Source organism: Limibacillus sp. MBR-115, assembly GCF_040549425.1.
Classification (GTDB): Bacteria; Pseudomonadota; Alphaproteobacteria; order Kiloniellales; family CECT-8803; genus Limibacillus; species Limibacillus halophilus.
The window spans coordinates 89075-105496 of sequence record NZ_JBEPTJ010000004.1; the positions used below are offsets into that span (position 1 = coordinate 89075).

Genomic DNA, 16422 nt, shown 5'->3' on the forward strand with positions numbered 1-16422 from the left:
ATGCTGAACTATGACAACATGGAGCTTGCATACGAGCCTTATCCAATCGGCGTGACGCGACCGGCGTTGCCTGAGGCGGAGTATCGTGCGCTGGTTGCGAGCTTTCCCTCCGCGGACAAGATGCGCTTCAAGCCCGATAAGGGTGGCAAGTACTCGCTGTCGCAAGTGAACAATCCTGCCGAGTACAACCGTTTCATTCGTGAAACGCCGCCCTGGCGACGGTTTCATGCCTATATCAAATCACCCAAGTTCATCGAGGGGGCGCTGGCGATGTTGTTGCGGCACAACATCGACCTGGGGTTTCCCATGCCCGCTTTGCGCGAACGACTCTATCTCAAGCTCCGCGCCATCAAACGTGGCAACCCGGTGCCTCATTTTCCCCGCCTGAAGGCACGGTTTGAATTCTCCGCCATGCCCATTACAGGCGGCAATATCCTGCCGCACAGCGATCATGCGAAAAAGTTGATCACCATGGTGATCCCAATGCTTGATGAGGGTGAGTGGGACGAGAGCTGGGGCGGCGGCACCTCGATGGTTTGGCCAAAGGATCGCAGCCGGGCTTTCAATCGGGTCAACAACTATCTGGATTTCGACGAGGTGGAGCGCGTCAGAACCTTCCCCTTCCAGAGAAACCAGTGCCTCGTATTCATCAAAACGGATTTTTCCTGGCATGCGGTCTGGCCAATGACTGGCGATGATCCGGATAAGTTGCGTCGAACCTTGACGATTAACATTGAAAGCAGTTAAGGCTGGCTCACGTGCGCCGGAATGGGCGCAGGGGAAAGGGAGCCGGTATTCATGAGCAACAGGTTCGTCAAGGACCCGAAGGGCGGCTTCCTTTGGAACCGGCGCAGACGCTTCGCCTATAGCCGGTTGAAGCGCATCGCGCGGCGGTACGGCTTCAACATCTATCGCCGTCACATCATCTGGCAGACGGATTCTGAGTTTCTTGCGGTGCAGAAAGTCATCGAGGAACGCGAGATCGTACACATTCCCTACGACCGCTGTTATGTCCTGCTGGAAGCCAGCCGCAAAACAAGGCATTTGCCCGGGGACATCGCCGAGTGCGGTGTGCGTTTCGGCGCTTCGACTCTTTTTATCGCCGCGGGTATGGGCCGGGACGGCGATAAGACGCTTCACGCGTTCGACTCTTTTGCGGGTTTATCGGAACCTGGAGAGCACGACGTCGCCAAAGAATCCCAGCATGTTTGGGAAAGCGGCGAATTGGCCGTGGCCGAAGCCACCTTCCGCGACAATCTGCGTGATTACGCCGGACACATCGAGGTTCACAAGGGCTGGATTCCAGAGCGTTTCCCCGATGTAGAGGGTAAGCGTTTCTCCCTCGTCCATGTCGATGTGGATCTTTACGAGCCGACTTTGGACGCACTGGCGTTCTTCTATCCCCGGACCAGTCCTGGCGGCATGATTCTTTGTGACGATTACGGGTCCGCCAACTGTCCGGGCGCGAAGAAAGCGGTGGATGAATTCTTCGCCGACAAGCCAGAGGCGGTACTTTCTCTTCCGACCGCCCAATCTCTGGTCATTAAGCAATAATTTGCTCAGTTAGGCCTTTTGATCGACCGGACTTTTGGCGGTTTCAGAGGTGCTGGACGTGATCCGGCCGCTGTCCAGATGCCAGACTTCGTCGGCGACCGCCAGCAGAGCGGGTCGGTGAGTGACGGCAATGATCGTCACCTGTCCTGCCAACGCGCGGATGCGCTTGCAGATATCCTGTTCCGATTTCGGATCGAGCGCGCTGGTCACCTCGTCGAGAAGCAGGAGCTTGGGCTTCAGCGCAAGGGCTCTGGCAAGCGCGACCCGCTGACGCTGGCCACCCGATAGACGGGTGCCGCGTTCGCCTACCACGGTGTCCAGGCCCTCCGGAAGCTTGGTTACGTAGTCCCAGGCCCCCGCGACTTTCAGGCTCTCCTCCACATCGACCTCGCTGATGCGCGGGTCGCCCAGCGTGACGTTGGCGCGCACGGTGTCATGGAACAGAGCTAGTTCCTGGGGTACGTACCCGACCATGCCGCGCCACTGGTGCAGATCCAGATCTTCCAATGACCGGCCATCGAGAAGAACCTGACCGCTTTGCGGCCGGTGCAACCCCAGGATCAGGTCGATGATCGAGGTCTTGCCGGCGCCTGAGGGGCCGGTCAGCACATAGATTCGGTTGGCTACGATGCGCGCCGAGAAATCCTTGAGGATCGGCAGGTCCTTGTGGCCGAAGGATACCTTGTCCAGCTCTATGCTCTGATTGAGCGACGGGACGCCGCGCCCTTGGTTGCTTTCCTGTTCTTTGCGCGCTTCTTTTATGAGGCTCTGCACGGCAACGTGCGCCGCTTCGAACACAACTGACTTCTGGAAATACTGCTGCACTTTACCGACCGCGCCCAGGGTCTGGATCAAGATGACGCCGACGACCAACAAGGGCGTTACCGGCGAACCCATGACGTCCGTGGCGATGAAGAAACTGATCGTCATGACCAGGACGATCAAGACCTCCTCGGCAGAGGTGCGGGCGACGTTGGAAATGACTTGTCGATGGAGGGCTTTTTGCAGCTGAGCGATGCGATCGGTGAACAACCTCTCAAGGCCTTCGTGTTTGGCCATGGCTTTGAGGGGTTTCATATTGTTGAGCGCATCGCTGAGGTGGATCACAAGCTCGGCCGTACGCTTTTGCTGCCGGTAACCCGCCTTTTTTGAAAGGCGTACCAGGAAGTTCAAGGACCCAGCGATGCTGACACCGACGATGATGGCGTAAAGAGCGGCCTCCCACGAAATCGTAAGGGCGACGATAATCAGCACCAGCGCGCGTATCGACTCCGCCATGACCCGCGCGGCCATGAAATAACTCTGCCCCGCCTGCGTTGCGTCGACGCTGACGGCGTTCGCCATCCGGCCAACCGGCTGTGACGTGAAATAGGACCAACGCGCGGCCATGACGTTCTTCAACAAGCGCGCCCGCAGACCGGTCGAAACACGGGCCACCGCATGCGCCACATGATTCATGGCGACAATTGTCAGAGTCGCCTTGAGGATGACCGCCACGACAATGAGCGACAACAGGTTCATCAGGTTGACGCTCAATCCGATGGAACCAAGTAGACCCGAAATCAGATCATAGGCAAGCGATCCCTCGGCGCTCTGGTTCATCGCCACCGACAGCAAGGGCAGGAAGCTCGCCATGCCGAGTCCCTCGGCAAAGGACGCCAGAACCAGCGCGATCAAGACCGTCCAGGGATTGGCGTCCGGAGACTTGAAGAAAACCTTCAGGAGGTGGCGCATAAAAAGCGAGTATCCTTGGTATCGGGCGAGTTCGGTTTGCTGGCGGCCATCATGCCGCAGGACCGGTTCATTCGCAAATGCCCGGGACGGTTATTGAGACGCGGAGTTACTGACTTGGCAGGCGCTCGGCGACCTGCTCGGGGGAAAGCCTGGAAACCTTATCCAGTTCGACGCGCACATCACCCATACCGATCTTCGCTTCGATCAGGCGTGGAATGATGGGCCCGCCGTCATAAGCACGGACCAATGTGAACTTCAAGCCGTCCGGATAGGGGGCTTGGCGCCGTTCCTTGTCGGTGAACCCGGCCATCCAATCGAGCCGCATTTCACAGAAGAAACTGCCGTCGGAACCTTTCTCGGGCAAATGTTCAATGGTCATGTCGTAAAGTCTGCGCCCGTCGAACACCAGCTCTCTGGCGGTGCAGTCGTTGCGGTTTTCGGCGCGTTCCAGCATCCAGGCAAAGCTACTCAACGGGTCGAAACTTTGGCGCCGCAAGTCCTCCGCTATGGCCTCGCGCTCATCATCCTGGACCGGGTCCGGCGAAGCCATCAACGCAGACGCGTCTTCGCCGTGAGATACCTCCGACCAACGGAACTTCTTCTCTTTGCGGTACTCGGTGCGGAAATAATGTGGTTTGAAGCGCTCTTCATCGCGCGAACCGCGGGCGGTGGCGTCAACAGTGAACATAGGTGAGAAAAAGGCCGGCAACCCATCCTTTTCCATATGCAATTCGACGCTATAGGATTCGCGGTCCATAGCGACCAGAAGGTCGGCTTTCATGCTGTATATGCCTGCCACGTAGATATCGTATGACAGGCGGAAACCCGTGGGTTCGGCAGCGATAACCGGCGTCACCAATAGGGATAGGGTGACGGCGATTGGAGCAAAAAAGAACCGCTGCAGCTTCGTTATGTTCATTCGTTTCTGAATCTCCATCTACTGCAAAATAGGCCCGCAGGATTCACATTGGAAGAGGATCGCAATTGTAACACTCTACGTAGCGGTCCCGGGAATCCTCCCCGCTATTGCGATCAACACCTGTTGACCCTCAACGCAGCTAAGGTTTGAACTCTGCGGCAATCTCTTATATGAAGCCGCAGGTAAGCCCGCGAGACCGAATGATCGAATTCGGCTGGATTCGGACAGAACAGACAATAACCAGTGGGGGCCGCGACGCTGCGGGGGCTGCAGGACGATGCCTAGATTGACCCATCTTGATCGCCTTGAGGCGGAAAGCATCGAAATCATGCGTGAGGTTGTGGCGGAGTGCCGCAATCCCGTGATGCTCTATTCGATCGGGAAAGATTCCTCGGTCATGCTTCATCTGGCCCGCAAGGCGTTCCATCCGTCGGTGCCGCCCTTCCCGCTCATGCACATCGATACCACTTGGAAGTTCCGCGAAATGATCGCCTTTCGCGACAGGACGGTGGCTGAGGTAGGCATGAAGTTGATCACCTACACGAACGAAGAGGGCCGCAAGCAGGGCGTTACACCTTTCACCCACGGCTCGGCGGTCTATACGGACATTATGAAAACCGAAGCGCTGAAACAGGCGCTTGACCTGCACGGCTTTGATGCCGCGTTCGGCGGCGCACGGCGCGACGAGGAAAAGTCGCGTGCCAAGGAACGTATTTTCTCCTTCCGTGCGCCCGGCCACCGTTGGGACCCCAAGCGTCAACGGCCGGAGCTCTGGAACCTCTACAACACGCGCATCAAAAAGGGCGAGAGCATTCGTGTTTTTCCCCTGTCGAACTGGACCGAACTGGATATCTGGCAGTACATCTACCGGGAAGAAATTCCCATCGTGCCGCTTTACTTCGCCGATGAACGACCGGTGGTCGAGCGCGACGGCGCACTCATCATGGTTGATGACGAGCGGCTGCCCTTGGCCGAAGGCGAAACGCCGCAGATGCGGCTTGTGCGTTTCCGAACGCTCGGGTGCTACCCCTTGACCGGTGCCATTGAAAGCCCCGCGCGCTCCTTGGCGGAGATCGTGGCGGAAACGCTGGCGGCCAAGACCTCCGAGCGCAGCGGACGGGTGATCGATCATGACGGCGCCGGCTCCATGGAACGCAAAAAGCAGGAGGGCTACTTCTGATGACGGCGCCGGATAGCCCAAGCCCCGAGGTGCTGACCGCGGAAACAGTGGAAGAATACCTGAAGGCTCAGGACGACAAGGATTTGCTGCGGTTTATCACCTGCGGCAGCGTCGACGACGGGAAGTCCACCTTGATTGGGCGTCTGCTCTATGAGTCAAAGCTGATTTTCGAGGATCAGCTTGCCACGCTGGAGGCGGATTCCAAGAAAGTCGGCACCCAGGGCGAAAAACTCGATCTGGCCTTACTGGTCGATGGCCTGCAGGCCGAGCGCGAGCAGGGTATAACCATTGACGTGGCTTACCGGTTTTTTTCCACCGATGCCCGTAAGTTCATCGTCGCCGACACACCGGGGCACGAGCAGTACACCCGTAACATGGCGACCGGGGCTTCCACGGCGTCCGTCGCCGTCATTCTGATCGATGCTCGCAAGGGCGTTCTGACCCAAACCCGCAGGCACAGCCGTATTGTCTCGTTGGTCGGCATCCGCCATGTGGTCGTGGCCATCAACAAGATGGATTTGGTCGGCTACGACGTCTCGGTCTTCGAGAAGATCGAGCAGGAGTACCGGACTGCTGTCGCAGATCTTGGCTTTGCGGATATCCTTTGTGTGCCGGTCTCGGCGCTGGACGGCGAAAACGTCGTGCAGCCCAGCCAGAAGATGCCCTGGTACAACGGGCCGACCTTGCTCAGCTACCTGGAAACGGTCCCGGTCGCGGATGCGGCCCTAGCGCAGAAATTCTGCATGCCGGTGCAGTGGGTCAACCGACCAAACCTCGATTTTCGCGGGTTTTCCGGGCGTATCGCCGGAGGGACCGTTCGCTGCGGCGACTCGATTCGCGTGCTTCCTTCCGGGGTGGAGAGCAGGGTGCGCTCAATCGTGACCTTCGACGGTGAACTGGACGAGGCGGGCGCCGATCAATCCGTGACCCTGACCTTGACCGACGAAGTCGATGTCAGCCGCGGCGACGTGATCGCGGCCGCCGCGCAACCGCCGCAGGCCGCCGATCAGTTCGAGGTAAAACTACTATGGATGGCCGAGCATCACTTGATGCCGGGGCGGGCCTACACGGTGAAGATCGGCACGAAACAGGTGACCGGCACGGTGACCGATATCAAGCATCTGATCGACGTCAATTCCGGCGCGCACCTGGCGGGCAAGGCGGTCGAGTTGAACGAGATCGCGGTGGTCAATATTTCCTTCGATCGCCCGGTGGTCTTCGAACCGTATCAGCAGAACCGGACGCTCGGTGCGTTCATCATGATCGATCGTATGACCAATGACACGGTCGGTGCGGGCATGATCGACTTCGCCTTGCGCCGTGCATCCAATATTCATTGGCAGGCGCTCGACGTATCGAAGGAATCCCGCGCTACATTAAAGAATCAAACGGCGCGTTGCTTATGGTTCACGGGCCTTTCAGGGTCGGGCAAGTCGACCATCGCAAACCTTCTGGAAAAGCGATTGCAGTCCCTGGGCAAACACACCTACCTGCTGGACGGCGACAATGTGCGCCATGGTCTCAACCGAGACCTAGGCTTCACGGAGACGGACCGTGTTGAGAACATACGCCGGGTTGCCGAAGTATCTCGATTGATGGTCGATGCGGGATTGATTGTGCTGGTTTCCTTTATCTCGCCCTACCGGTCGGAACGTGATTTGGCACGTTCGCTCTTTGATGAGGGCGAGTTCCTGGAAGTCTTCGTGGATACGCCGCTGGCGCTTTGCGAGGCGCGCGATCCCAAAGGCCTCTACGCCAAGGCCAGACGCGGCGAGATCAAGAACTTCACCGGCATAGACAGCGGCTACGAGCCGCCGGAACAACCGGAAATGCGTCTGGAAACCGCGGACCTCTCGCCTGAACAAGCAGTGACCTTACTCCTGGATTACCTCAAGGAGCACTAGTAAGCGCCCAGGAGCTTTGGTAGCCAGAGCGAGATGGCCGGGAATGCGGCCAGGATCGCCAACCGCAAGAGGTCAATACCGACGAAGGGCAGGACGCCGCGCATGATGTCTTGCATGGCGATATCCGGCGCAACGCTTCGGATGACGAAGAGATTCATGCCCACCGGCGGCGTGATGAGCCCCAATTCAACCGTCACCACGGCGACAATGCCGAACCAGACCGGATCGAAACCGCTTTCCAGGATCAAGGGATAAAAGATCGGCACGGTCAGCAGGATCATGGCCAAGCTGTCCATGAAGCAGCCGAATATCACGTAGAAGACCAGAATGACGATCAGTACCTGCCAGGGAGCCAGGCCCCATTCGCGGATCAGCTCGACCATGCCGAAGGACAACTGGGAGACCGACAGCAGGAATCCGAAAATCTCCGCGCCGATGATGATCAGGAAAAGAGCGGCTGAGGTGACGACGGTATCGCGCAGAGCTTGCGCGAAAGCTTGCCGTTTCAGCCCCCGCGCCAAAGCGACCAACAGGGTCAGCATGGCGCCGGCGCCAGCGGCCTCGGTCGGCGTGAAAATGCCGCCGTAAAGACCGCCCATGACGGTTGCGAAGAGTAAGGCCACTGGGGAGGCGCGCCATAGCAAGGGCCACAGAGGTTCGTCCTGTAGCGCCTCCGGGCGTCCCGCATCTTCAGGGTGCAGTTTTAAATGCAGGACGATGACCAGCAGGTAGAGCGCGAAGGCGAGTAGTCCGGGCAGAACGCCCGCCAGGAACAAGGCGCCGACCGACTGCTCGGTGATCAGGGCATAGAGCAACAGCGCTATGCTGGGTGGGATCATGATGCCCAGTGTGCCGCCGGCGGCCAGACTGCCGCTTGCCAAGCGGTTGCTGTAGCCCTGGCGCTTCATCTCCGGTAGCGCCACCCGACCCATCGTGGCGGCGGTGGCAAGGGATGAGCCGGAGACCGCGGCAAAGCCCGCACTGGCGGTCACCGAAGCCAAGGCGAGGCTGCCCCGCCAGCCGCCCATCAAGCGCCGGGCTGCTGCGAAAAGGTCCTTGGAGAGTCCAGTCTGGGCGGCCAGATTCCCCATCAGGAGAAACAAGGGAATCATGGTGAACGAGTAGTTGCTCGCCACTTCGAAGGGACCTGTCATGAAGAGCGAGACCGCTGGCTGCCAGCCGACGATCGCGGCAAACCCGCCCGCACCGGTCAGGATCATTGCCAGCGCCACCGGACAACGCAGCACGATCAGCAAAAGTAAAATGCCGATTGCCAGGAATCCGATAGCCTCGGGGCTCATCAACTCGACTCCGCTTGATGGTGGCGTGTCACGGCGCGAAGCACGGCAGCGAGTGCAAAAGCGGCGGAGGTGATGGTTATGAAGCCATAGAAGAGGAAGAGCGGTATCTGCATATCTTGAGTCGCATCGCCCCGCTGTAGCGCGGTCAAGGTCTCCCAGGCGAAATTCCAGGCCATCAGACCACCCACACAACCGGCCAGGATCAGCCATAGCCGGTCCATAAACTGGCGTAGCGCCAGGGGCAAACGCGCCGTCAGGAACTCCACCCTGATCAAGCCTTCACCGGCAGCAAGTGGCAGTGCTGCGAAAATCAGAACGAGAAGCGCATAGCTGGCGGCCTCGATCGCGCCAGGAATCAGCAGGTCTATGGCGCCGCCACTGCTATCGTAAAGGATACGCGCCAGAATGCTGGCAGCGACCACTAGCAGCAGGAAACCAAGGGCTGCCGAGGACAGAGCAACACTGATCGCAACGAGGCGCGGCATGGCCTTCCTTTACCGCGCCACCGGCGCGGTCCCGTATTCAATTGGCGATCATGGCACGGCAGTCGGCGACATAGCCTTTGAAATCCGCGTAGGTCTGGCGTGCCGGAAGCCCTTGGGCCTCCAATTCGGTCAGATAGGATTCCGTAACCCGTTGACCCGCCTCTTCCCAGGCGGTGGTTTGCGTGTCGGAGAGCTGGTAAATCGTGCCGCTTGCCGCAGCTGCCTCACGCCCGACAATATCGCCCTGATCATAACCCCGTCCGGCGATCACCGCCCATTTCATCCCGGAATTGGCATCGATCGCCGCTTTGCCCGCGGCACCAAGCCGGTCGTAGGCCGCCTTGTTCATGGTCGCAACGAAAGCCAGGGAGTAGAGGCCGATCTCCGTGTGATTGGGCGCAACCTCGTCTACACGAAAACCCTTTACTGCTTCCCAAGGCAGCATGAAGCCATCGATGGTTCCGCGTTGAGTCGCCTCGTAGATTCCGGGGGCGGGCATTCCTACGGGTTCCGCACCCAGCTCCTCCAACAGTTTACCGATCACCGTCGTCGGGCGGCGAATCTTCAGGCCCTTCAGGTCGTCCAGGCTGGTGACCGCTTTATCGCGCGTGTGCAGATGGCCGGGGCCATGCACATGCACATAGAGCACCTTGGTGTCCTCGTACTCCGAATCCAGCACACCGCTGTCGTAGAGCTTCTGGAACGCGCAGGAGCCTTCCTCCGCTGTCTTGAACAGCCCAGGAAGCTCGACGATTTGGCTCAGCGGAAAACGATTCGCAGTATAGCCCTGTACCGTCCAGGCGATCTCGGCAATGCCGTTCTTGGCGTTGTCGTAGCCCGCGGGCGCTTTGCCCAGGGTCTGTGCCGGGAAAACCTTCACCTCCAGTTCGCCGCCGGACGCCTGTTCCACGCTTCGTGCCCAGTCCTCGAAGATAATTTGATTCTGCCAGGATCCGGCTGGCATGAAGTGCGCGTAGCGCAGCGTTGTCTCCGCAGCACTCGTGTCCGTCGGCTGCCCCATGCCCCAAAGCGAACCAGCAATCAGGCCTGCAACGATAGCTTTTTTCATTTCGGTCGTTCCCCTGTTTTCTCGCGTCCGGCCGGGGCCAACCCTGCCCACGCGCCGCTTGCGGATCGGGCGTGAGCCTAGCGCCCCAACTCGACAATGCAAGTGCATAGCAAAGCTACAACCCCTCTGCATCTCCGGGAAACGGCGGCCTTGAGTCCGTTGGCGACCTGACCGCAGCGTCTAGAGACGGGGTGGCCCCCGAACCTCGTGGATGCGCCCATGGACCGCGACCAAATCGCCCCGGCCTGCGGGCTTGTGCAAGACGCCGGCGAACCTGCTGTTAACGCTGTCGATCATGCGATTTGAAGTTTGTGCAAAATTTTTCTTGCACCGTGGATTCATTGGTCTTATATCCGCATTCGTTGTCGTCAATCGCACGTGCCTGTGGTTGGGCCTAGTCGCGGGATCGGATCATCGGTTCCCCCCAGCTTAAAGCAACGACGTAAGACGGCTTTTTTGGTCTCTGCCGGCGAGTCCAACCGCCGGGGTCACTGAAGAGGCGCTTACTGTTTGCCATAGCCGTGCGGAATGACACTTTTCAAAGACATTCCGTAAGACCGATGAAGGGTCATGATAATCTGCCTGCCTGAGCGGCTTGCGGATGCTTATGAACCTGGATATCGGCCACGTGACGCAAACATTCCCTTTCGTTCGCTTGAAGGAGGAGTGTGGGTCATGACGGATCGTATCCGTGACTATTTCAAGGCTCTCCCGCATGAGGAGCCGACCCTGGTTATTGATCTCGACGTGGTTCGCCAGAACTACCTCGGGTTTGCGCGTGCATTGCCGGATAGCCGGATTTTCTATGCCGTGAAGGCCAACCCAGCGCCCGAGATCCTGTCTCTGCTGGCCAGCCTGGGAAGCTGTTTCGATACAGCTTCGCTGCAAGAGATCCGCATGGCTCAGGCCGCCGGTGCTTCAGCCGAGCGCATCTCGTTTGGCAATACGATCAAGCGGGAAAGCGATATCGCCCGCGCCTACCAGTTGGGTGTTCGGCTTTTTGCCTTCGACAGCGATGCCGAACTGGAGAAGCTTGCGCGTCAAGCACCAGGCGCCAAGGTCTTCTGTCGCATTCTTTGTGACGGCGAGGGCGCCGAGTGGCCGCTGTCGCGTAAGTTCGGTTGCGAGCCCCGGATGGCCGAGCGTTTGATGCTCCGCGCCGCCGAACTGGGCCTCGATCCTTACGGCGTTTCCTTTCATGTCGGCTCCCAGCAGGCCAATACCATGGCCTGGGACGCCGCCTTGGCAACGGTCGGTCAGATTTTCCGCCGCCTGGAGCGCCTGGGCGTCAATCTGCGCATGGTAAACCTGGGCGGCGGTTTCCCAACCCGCTACACCAGGGACGTGCCGAATGCCGAACGCTACGGCTTTGCGATTCGTGATGCGCTCAGCCGTCATTTCGGCAACCGGTTGCCCGAGACCATTATCGAGCCAGGCCGTGGCATGGTCGGAAACGCTGGCATGATCCGTAGCGAAATTCTCCTGATCAGCCGTAAAAGCGATGCTGAGACGCAGCGTTGGATATATCTCGACATCGGAAAGTTCGGCGGGCTTGCCGAAACGATGGACGAGGCGATTCGCTATCCGATTGAGACACCCTGCGACGGTGCCGAAACGGAGGGCGCCATTCTTGCCGGTCCTACCTGCGATTCGGCGGATGTGCTCTATGAGAAGCGACCCTATGCGCTGCCCGTCAGCCTGGAGATCGGAGATCTGCTGCTGATCGGTGCTACGGGCGCTTATACCTCAACCTATTCATCCGTGGCCTTTAACGGTTTTCAGCCGCTTAGAACTGTCTGTATCTAACTCCCGGAAGGAGGATCCTGTTATGATGAGAATCATTGAACAGCGTCCCCAGGACGCTATTGCTGTCGCCGCACTTCTGCAGGACGTGTTCAACGGCAGTCATACGCGCAAGACCGTTCATCGGCTGCGCAGCGGTCGCCTCCCGGCTGACGGCCTGGCATTGGCCGCCTGGGAGAACGACGCTTTGATTGGCAGCGTCACCTTGTGGGACATAGCGGTCGGTGAACCGCACCGCTCAGCCTTGTTGCTGGGGCCGCTGGCCGTTCGGTCCGAGCGGCGGGGTGAGGGTTTTGGAATCGGCTTGATGGAGGTGGCTTTGCGGCGTGCGCGCGCCAAGGGTCACGGGGCGATCCTTCTGGTCGGCTGCGCGTCTTATTACGGACGCTTTGGCTTCTCCACGCTGCCCACACGCTCGTTGACCCTGCCGGGGCCGGTCGAGCGCAATCGCTTCTTGGGCCTGGAGTTGCGGCCCGGCTGGTTGCGTGGTCTTTCCGGGATGGTGCGCCCCGCAGCGCCCCTCTTTTTCGAGCAGCGCGCGGTCGCCTGATCCGCAATCAATTTAGTGCTAGAGTGAACCGGGCCGGGTTGTCGGCCCGGTTCCGTGTTTTATCGAATTTTGAGACTTGATCGAGACGAGAGGGAGTTTTGCTATGGCTAACTGGCCCATTCATGCCAGCTTCGATGGCGACATGGTGATGATCGGTTTTGGCTCGATCGGTAAGGGAAGCCTGCCGCTGATCCTACGTCATATCGCCGTGGACCCGAAACGCGTTACCGTGATTTCGCCGGACGATAGCGGACGCCCGGAGGCCGAGGCGCTTGGCGTTACTTTCGTCAAGACTGCCATCACGCCGGACAATTTGGCCGCAACGCTCGATCCGTTGTTCACCAAGCCCGGTGGTTTCCTCGTCAATCTCTCGGTCGAGGTGTCATCGCTCGACTTGATCCGCTATGCCGCAACGAAAGACGCGCTTTACATCGATACCTGCATCGAACCATGGCCGGGCGGCTATACGGATCCCTCGCTATCACCATCCGAGCGTTCCAACTACGCCTTGCGTGAGACGGCCTTGGCGCTCCGCGCCGAACTGGGGACGGACAGCCCGACAGCCGTTCTGACCCACGGCGCGAATCCGGGCATGGTCAGCCATTTGGTCAAGCAGGCCTTGCTCAATTTGGCCAAGGATCTCGACGTGGCCACCGACGTCCCCAGAACCCGCGCTGGCTGGGGCGCGTTGGCGGAACGCCTGGGCGTGAAGGGCATACACATCGCGGAGCGCGATACCCAGGTCACGGGGCAACCCAAGCCAAAGGACGTGTTCCATAACACCTGGTCCATTGACGGTTTCATCTCCGAGGGTTTGCAGCCGACCGAGCTTGGTTGGGGTAGCTTCGAGGGCGACCTTCCCTTCGACGGTGGAGAGCATGCGTTCGGCGAGAAGGCCGCCATCTATCTGAATCGTCCCGGCTGCACCACCCGCGTCAGAACCTGGACGCCGGCCGCGGGCTCTATCATCGGCTATCTGATCACCCACTCGGAAGCGATCTCGATTGCCGATTACTTCACGATCAAGAACGCCGACGGCTCGCTGCGCTATCGCCCGACTTGCCACTACGCCTATCACCCCTGCGACGACGCAATCCTGTCGCTGCACGAGATGCAGGGCAATGGCCTGGAGCCTCAGAGCCGCTTCCGCTTGCTCAATGACGAGATCATTCAGGGTATGGACGAGCTAGGCGTGCTGCTCTACGGCCATGCGAAGAATGCCTACTGGTACGGTTCGCAGCTTTCCATCGAGGACGCGCGTGAACTGGCGCCCTACCAAAACGCAACCGGGCTGCAAGTGACCTCGGCCGTCCTTGCAGGCATGGTCTGGGCTTTGGAGAACCCGCGCCGTGGTGTCGTCGAGCCCGACGAGATGGACTTTGACCGGGTCTTGGAGATTCAAATGCCTTACCTCGGTCCGGTGATCGGACAGTACAGCGACTGGACGCCGCTCAAGGGCCGCGAAGCATTGTTCCCGGAGGATGTGGACCGGGACGAGCCCTGGCGCTTCAAGAACGTCATCGTTCGCTGACAGTGGGAATACGGGTCCGGGCTGACGTTGATTCCTGAGGTATAGCACGGCGGGCGGCTTGCATTTTGTGGTGGGCCGGGTATTTTTGTTGATCAATTGTTCAACTTTCCGCGGGGCCGTGCGATCATGCCAAAGGTGGGAATGGAGCCGATCCGTCGGCGGCAACTGATCGCCGCAACCATCGAGGCAATACACGATCGCGGCTTTTGCGGCGTCACCATTGGCGAGATCGCGAAGCGTGCGGGGCTGTCCTACGGACTGGCGCATCACTACTTCGGCAGCAAAGAGCAATTGCTGGCTGCCACTATGCGCCAGTTGTTGGATTCGCTGGGGCTGGAGCTACGCCAGCGTCTGGCTAAGGCGACCACACCCGATGAGCGAATCCGAGCCATCATTGCCGCCAATTTCGGCGACACCCAGTTCACAAAAACCTTGATATCGGCTTGGTTGGCCTTCTATCTGCAAGCCCAGACCGGCCCTAATGCCCGCCGGCTGTTGCAGATTTATCAGATACGCTTGGCGCGTAACTTCGCCTATGCTTTTCGTGCCTATCTGCCGCCCGAAGAAGCGCGCGCTTGCGCGATCGGGGCGGCAGCCATTATCGACGGCCTCTGGCTGCGCTACGCACTCGCTGGACGGATACCCGATCCAGCGGACGCCATTGCCTGGGCCGAAGGTTTGATTTTTCGCCTGATCGGGAGACATGAGATTGCCTAGATCCTACACCGACGAGAGCGACTTCATCATCGTCGGCGCCGGGTCCGCCGGTTCGGCCATGGCCAACCGCCTGTCGGAAGATGGAGCCAACAGCGTCTTGGTGCTGGAATACGGCGGCAGCGACTTCGGTCCTTTCATCCAGATGCCGGCAGCGCTCTCCTATCCCATGAATATGCGCACCTACGACTGGGGTTACTGGTCGGAGCCGGAGCCTCATCTGGGTGGGCGCAGTTTGGCTTGCCCGCGCGGCAAGGTGATTGGTGGGTCTTCCTCCATAAACGGAATGGTGTACGTACGCGGTCACGCCTGCGATTACGATGCTTGGGAGGAGATGGGCGCCAAGGGATGGGGTTACCGAGATGTGCTGCCCTATTTCAAACGTCTGGAGAATTCTCACGGCGGCCAGGAGGGGTGGCGCGGCAGCGACGGCCCCTTGCATGTCAGCCGCGGGAAGCAGAAAAATCCGCTTTACAGTGCCTTTATAGAGGCGGGCCGGCAGGCGGGGTATCCTGTCACGGAAGATTACAACGGCGCCCAGCAGGAAGGCTTCGGCGCCATGGAGATGACAATCTGGAAGGGGCGCCGCTGGTCCGCGGCCAACGCCTACCTGAAACCGGTGCGTGCGCGCGCCAATCTGGAAATGCGTACGCGTACGATGGTTCGCCGCATTCTCTTCGATGGCAAACGCGCCGTTGGCGTTGAGGTCGACCGGGGTGGCCGCATCGAGCGTTATCACGCCCGGCGCGCCGTCATACTGGCGGCGTCCTCGATCAACTCGCCGAAGATTCTCATGCTGTCGGGCATAGGTCCGGCCGCGCAACTCCGCGAACAGGGGGTCGAGGTTATCGCCGACCGCCCGGGCGTTGGAGAAAACCTGCAGGATCACCTGGAACTTTACCTGCAGATGGAATGCCTGCAGCCCATCACGCTGTATAAGCACCTGAACCTGATTTCCAAGGGTATGATCGGTCTGCGTTGGCTGCTGTTCAAAAACGGCCTGGGAGCGACCAACCATTTTGAGTCGGCAGCCTTCGTCCGCTCCAAGGCAGGGGTCAAGTACCCTGATATTCAGTATCATTTCCTGCCGGTCGCCATTCGCTACGACGGCAAGGCGCCCGCCAAGGCGCACGGCTTCCAGGCCCATGTTGGTCCCATGCGTTCGCCCTCGCGCGGCTGGGTGCGTCTGCGCTCCGGCGATCACCGCGATGCGCCGAGAATTCAGTTCAACTACATGTCCTCGCCGCAGGATTGGGAGGATTTCCGAACCTCCATCCGCATGACGCGGGAGATATTCTCACAACCCGCTTTCGCGCCTTATGTGGGCCGCGAGATCACACCGGGCGTTGCCGTTCAGGAGGATGCCGCGCTGGACGATTTCATCCGCGAGGCCGTGGAGAGCGCCTATCACCCCTGTGGCACCTGCCGCATGGGCGCTGCAGACGATGTGAACGCCGTGGTTGACCCGGAATGCAGGGTCATAGGCGTCGAAGGACTCTACGTTGCCGATTCCTCGATCTTTCCAAGGATCACGAACGGCAACCTGAATGGCCCCTCAATCATGGTCGGCGAGAAGGCGAGCGATCATATTCTGGACCGCGAGCCCTTGCCGTCTGCCAATCAGGAACCCTGGATCAACCCGAATTGGCAGACCAGCCAGCGCTGAGGAAACCCAGCA

General features: G+C 59.6%; 14 protein-coding genes. 9 read left to right on the forward strand and 5 right to left on the reverse strand.

Going from position 1 to position 16422, the window contains the following annotated elements; translation table 11 throughout:
* Both ABIE63_RS10105 and ABIE63_RS10110 read left to right on the forward strand, forming a co-directional pair.
* Window positions 1-747 carry a hypothetical protein gene (locus ABIE63_RS10105; protein ID WP_183417420.1) on the forward strand — a complete coding sequence of 249 codons (747 nt, stop codon included), beginning with the start codon at window positions 1-3 and terminating at the stop codon, window positions 745-747.
* 51 nt (window positions 748-798) lie between these two features.
* Window positions 799-1554 (forward strand): TylF/MycF/NovP-related O-methyltransferase, encoded by a 756-nt coding sequence (locus ABIE63_RS10110; RefSeq protein WP_183417421.1) that lies wholly within the window; start codon window positions 799-801, stop codon window positions 1552-1554.
* Between the two features lie 9 nt (window positions 1555-1563).
* Here ABIE63_RS10110 and ABIE63_RS10115 read toward each other — a convergent pair whose 3' ends face one another.
* Together ABIE63_RS10115 and ABIE63_RS10120 are read right to left on the reverse strand one after the other, a co-directional pair.
* Window positions 1564-3288, reverse strand: coding sequence for an ABC transporter ATP-binding protein (locus ABIE63_RS10115; protein ID WP_354504360.1), 1725 nt, complete (start codon window positions 3286-3288; stop codon window positions 1564-1566).
* Window positions 3289-3394: 106 nt separating this feature from the next.
* The gene (locus ABIE63_RS10120; RefSeq protein WP_354504362.1) at window positions 3395-4207 is read right to left on the reverse strand and encodes a DUF3108 domain-containing protein; all 813 of its coding nucleotides are present in this window, start codon (window positions 4205-4207) and stop codon (window positions 3395-3397) included.
* Between the two features lie 277 nt (window positions 4208-4484).
* Here ABIE63_RS10120 and cysD point away from each other — a divergent pair, with 277 nt between their 5' ends.
* Together cysD and cysN are read left to right on the forward strand one after the other, a co-directional pair.
* Window positions 4485-5387, forward strand: a complete 903-nt coding sequence (cysD, locus tag ABIE63_RS10125; protein ID WP_183417424.1) for a sulfate adenylyltransferase subunit CysD — start codon at window positions 4485-4487, stop codon at window positions 5385-5387.
* Window positions 5387-7291, forward strand: a complete 1905-nt coding sequence (cysN, locus tag ABIE63_RS10130) for a sulfate adenylyltransferase subunit CysN (protein WP_354504364.1) — start codon at window positions 5387-5389, stop codon at window positions 7289-7291. The genes cysD and cysN overlap by 1 nt, the downstream gene beginning before the upstream one ends.
* Here the strand turns inward: cysN and ABIE63_RS10135 are convergent.
* The 3 genes from ABIE63_RS10135 to ABIE63_RS10145 are packed head-to-tail and all read right to left on the reverse strand — an operon-like array spanning window position 7288 to window position 10146.
* On the reverse strand, window positions 7288-8592 hold the full coding sequence (locus tag ABIE63_RS10135) for a TRAP transporter large permease (RefSeq protein WP_354504365.1): 1305 nt from the start codon (window positions 8590-8592) through the stop codon (window positions 7288-7290). The two genes, cysN and ABIE63_RS10135, sit on opposite strands and share 4 nt — an antisense overlap.
* Window positions 8592-9077 carry a TRAP transporter small permease gene (locus ABIE63_RS10140; protein WP_354504366.1) on the reverse strand — a complete coding sequence of 162 codons (486 nt, stop codon included), beginning with the start codon at window positions 9075-9077 and terminating at the stop codon, window positions 8592-8594. The genes ABIE63_RS10135 and ABIE63_RS10140 overlap by 1 nt, the downstream gene beginning before the upstream one ends.
* Window positions 9078-9114: 37 nt before the next feature.
* The gene (locus tag ABIE63_RS10145; RefSeq protein ID WP_354504367.1) at window positions 9115-10146 is read right to left on the reverse strand and encodes a TRAP transporter substrate-binding protein; all 1032 of its coding nucleotides are present in this window, start codon (window positions 10144-10146) and stop codon (window positions 9115-9117) included.
* Between the two features lie 675 nt (window positions 10147-10821).
* Here ABIE63_RS10145 and ABIE63_RS10150 point away from each other — a divergent pair.
* The 5 genes from ABIE63_RS10150 (at window position 10822) to betA (ending at window position 16410) form a co-directional block, all read left to right on the forward strand.
* Window positions 10822-11952, forward strand: coding sequence for a type III PLP-dependent enzyme (locus tag ABIE63_RS10150; protein ID WP_183417429.1), 1131 nt, complete (start codon window positions 10822-10824; stop codon window positions 11950-11952).
* Window positions 11953-11974: 22 nt separating this feature from the next.
* Complete coding sequence (locus ABIE63_RS10155; RefSeq protein WP_354504369.1) at window positions 11975-12499, forward strand: N-acetyltransferase; 525 nt, start codon at window positions 11975-11977, stop codon at window positions 12497-12499.
* Between the two features lie 103 nt (window positions 12500-12602).
* Window positions 12603-14030, forward strand: a complete 1428-nt coding sequence (locus tag ABIE63_RS10160; protein WP_354504370.1) for a saccharopine dehydrogenase C-terminal domain-containing protein — start codon at window positions 12603-12605, stop codon at window positions 14028-14030.
* A 126-nt stretch (window positions 14031-14156) separates the two neighbouring features.
* Window positions 14157-14747 carry a transcriptional regulator BetI gene (gene betI, locus ABIE63_RS10165; RefSeq protein WP_354504372.1) on the forward strand — a complete coding sequence of 197 codons (591 nt, stop codon included), beginning with the start codon at window positions 14157-14159 and terminating at the stop codon, window positions 14745-14747.
* Window positions 14734-16410, forward strand: coding sequence for a choline dehydrogenase (betA, locus tag ABIE63_RS10170; protein WP_354504373.1), 1677 nt, complete (start codon window positions 14734-14736; stop codon window positions 16408-16410). The genes betI and betA overlap by 14 nt, the downstream gene beginning before the upstream one ends.
* Window positions 16411-16422 lie beyond the last annotated feature (12 nt).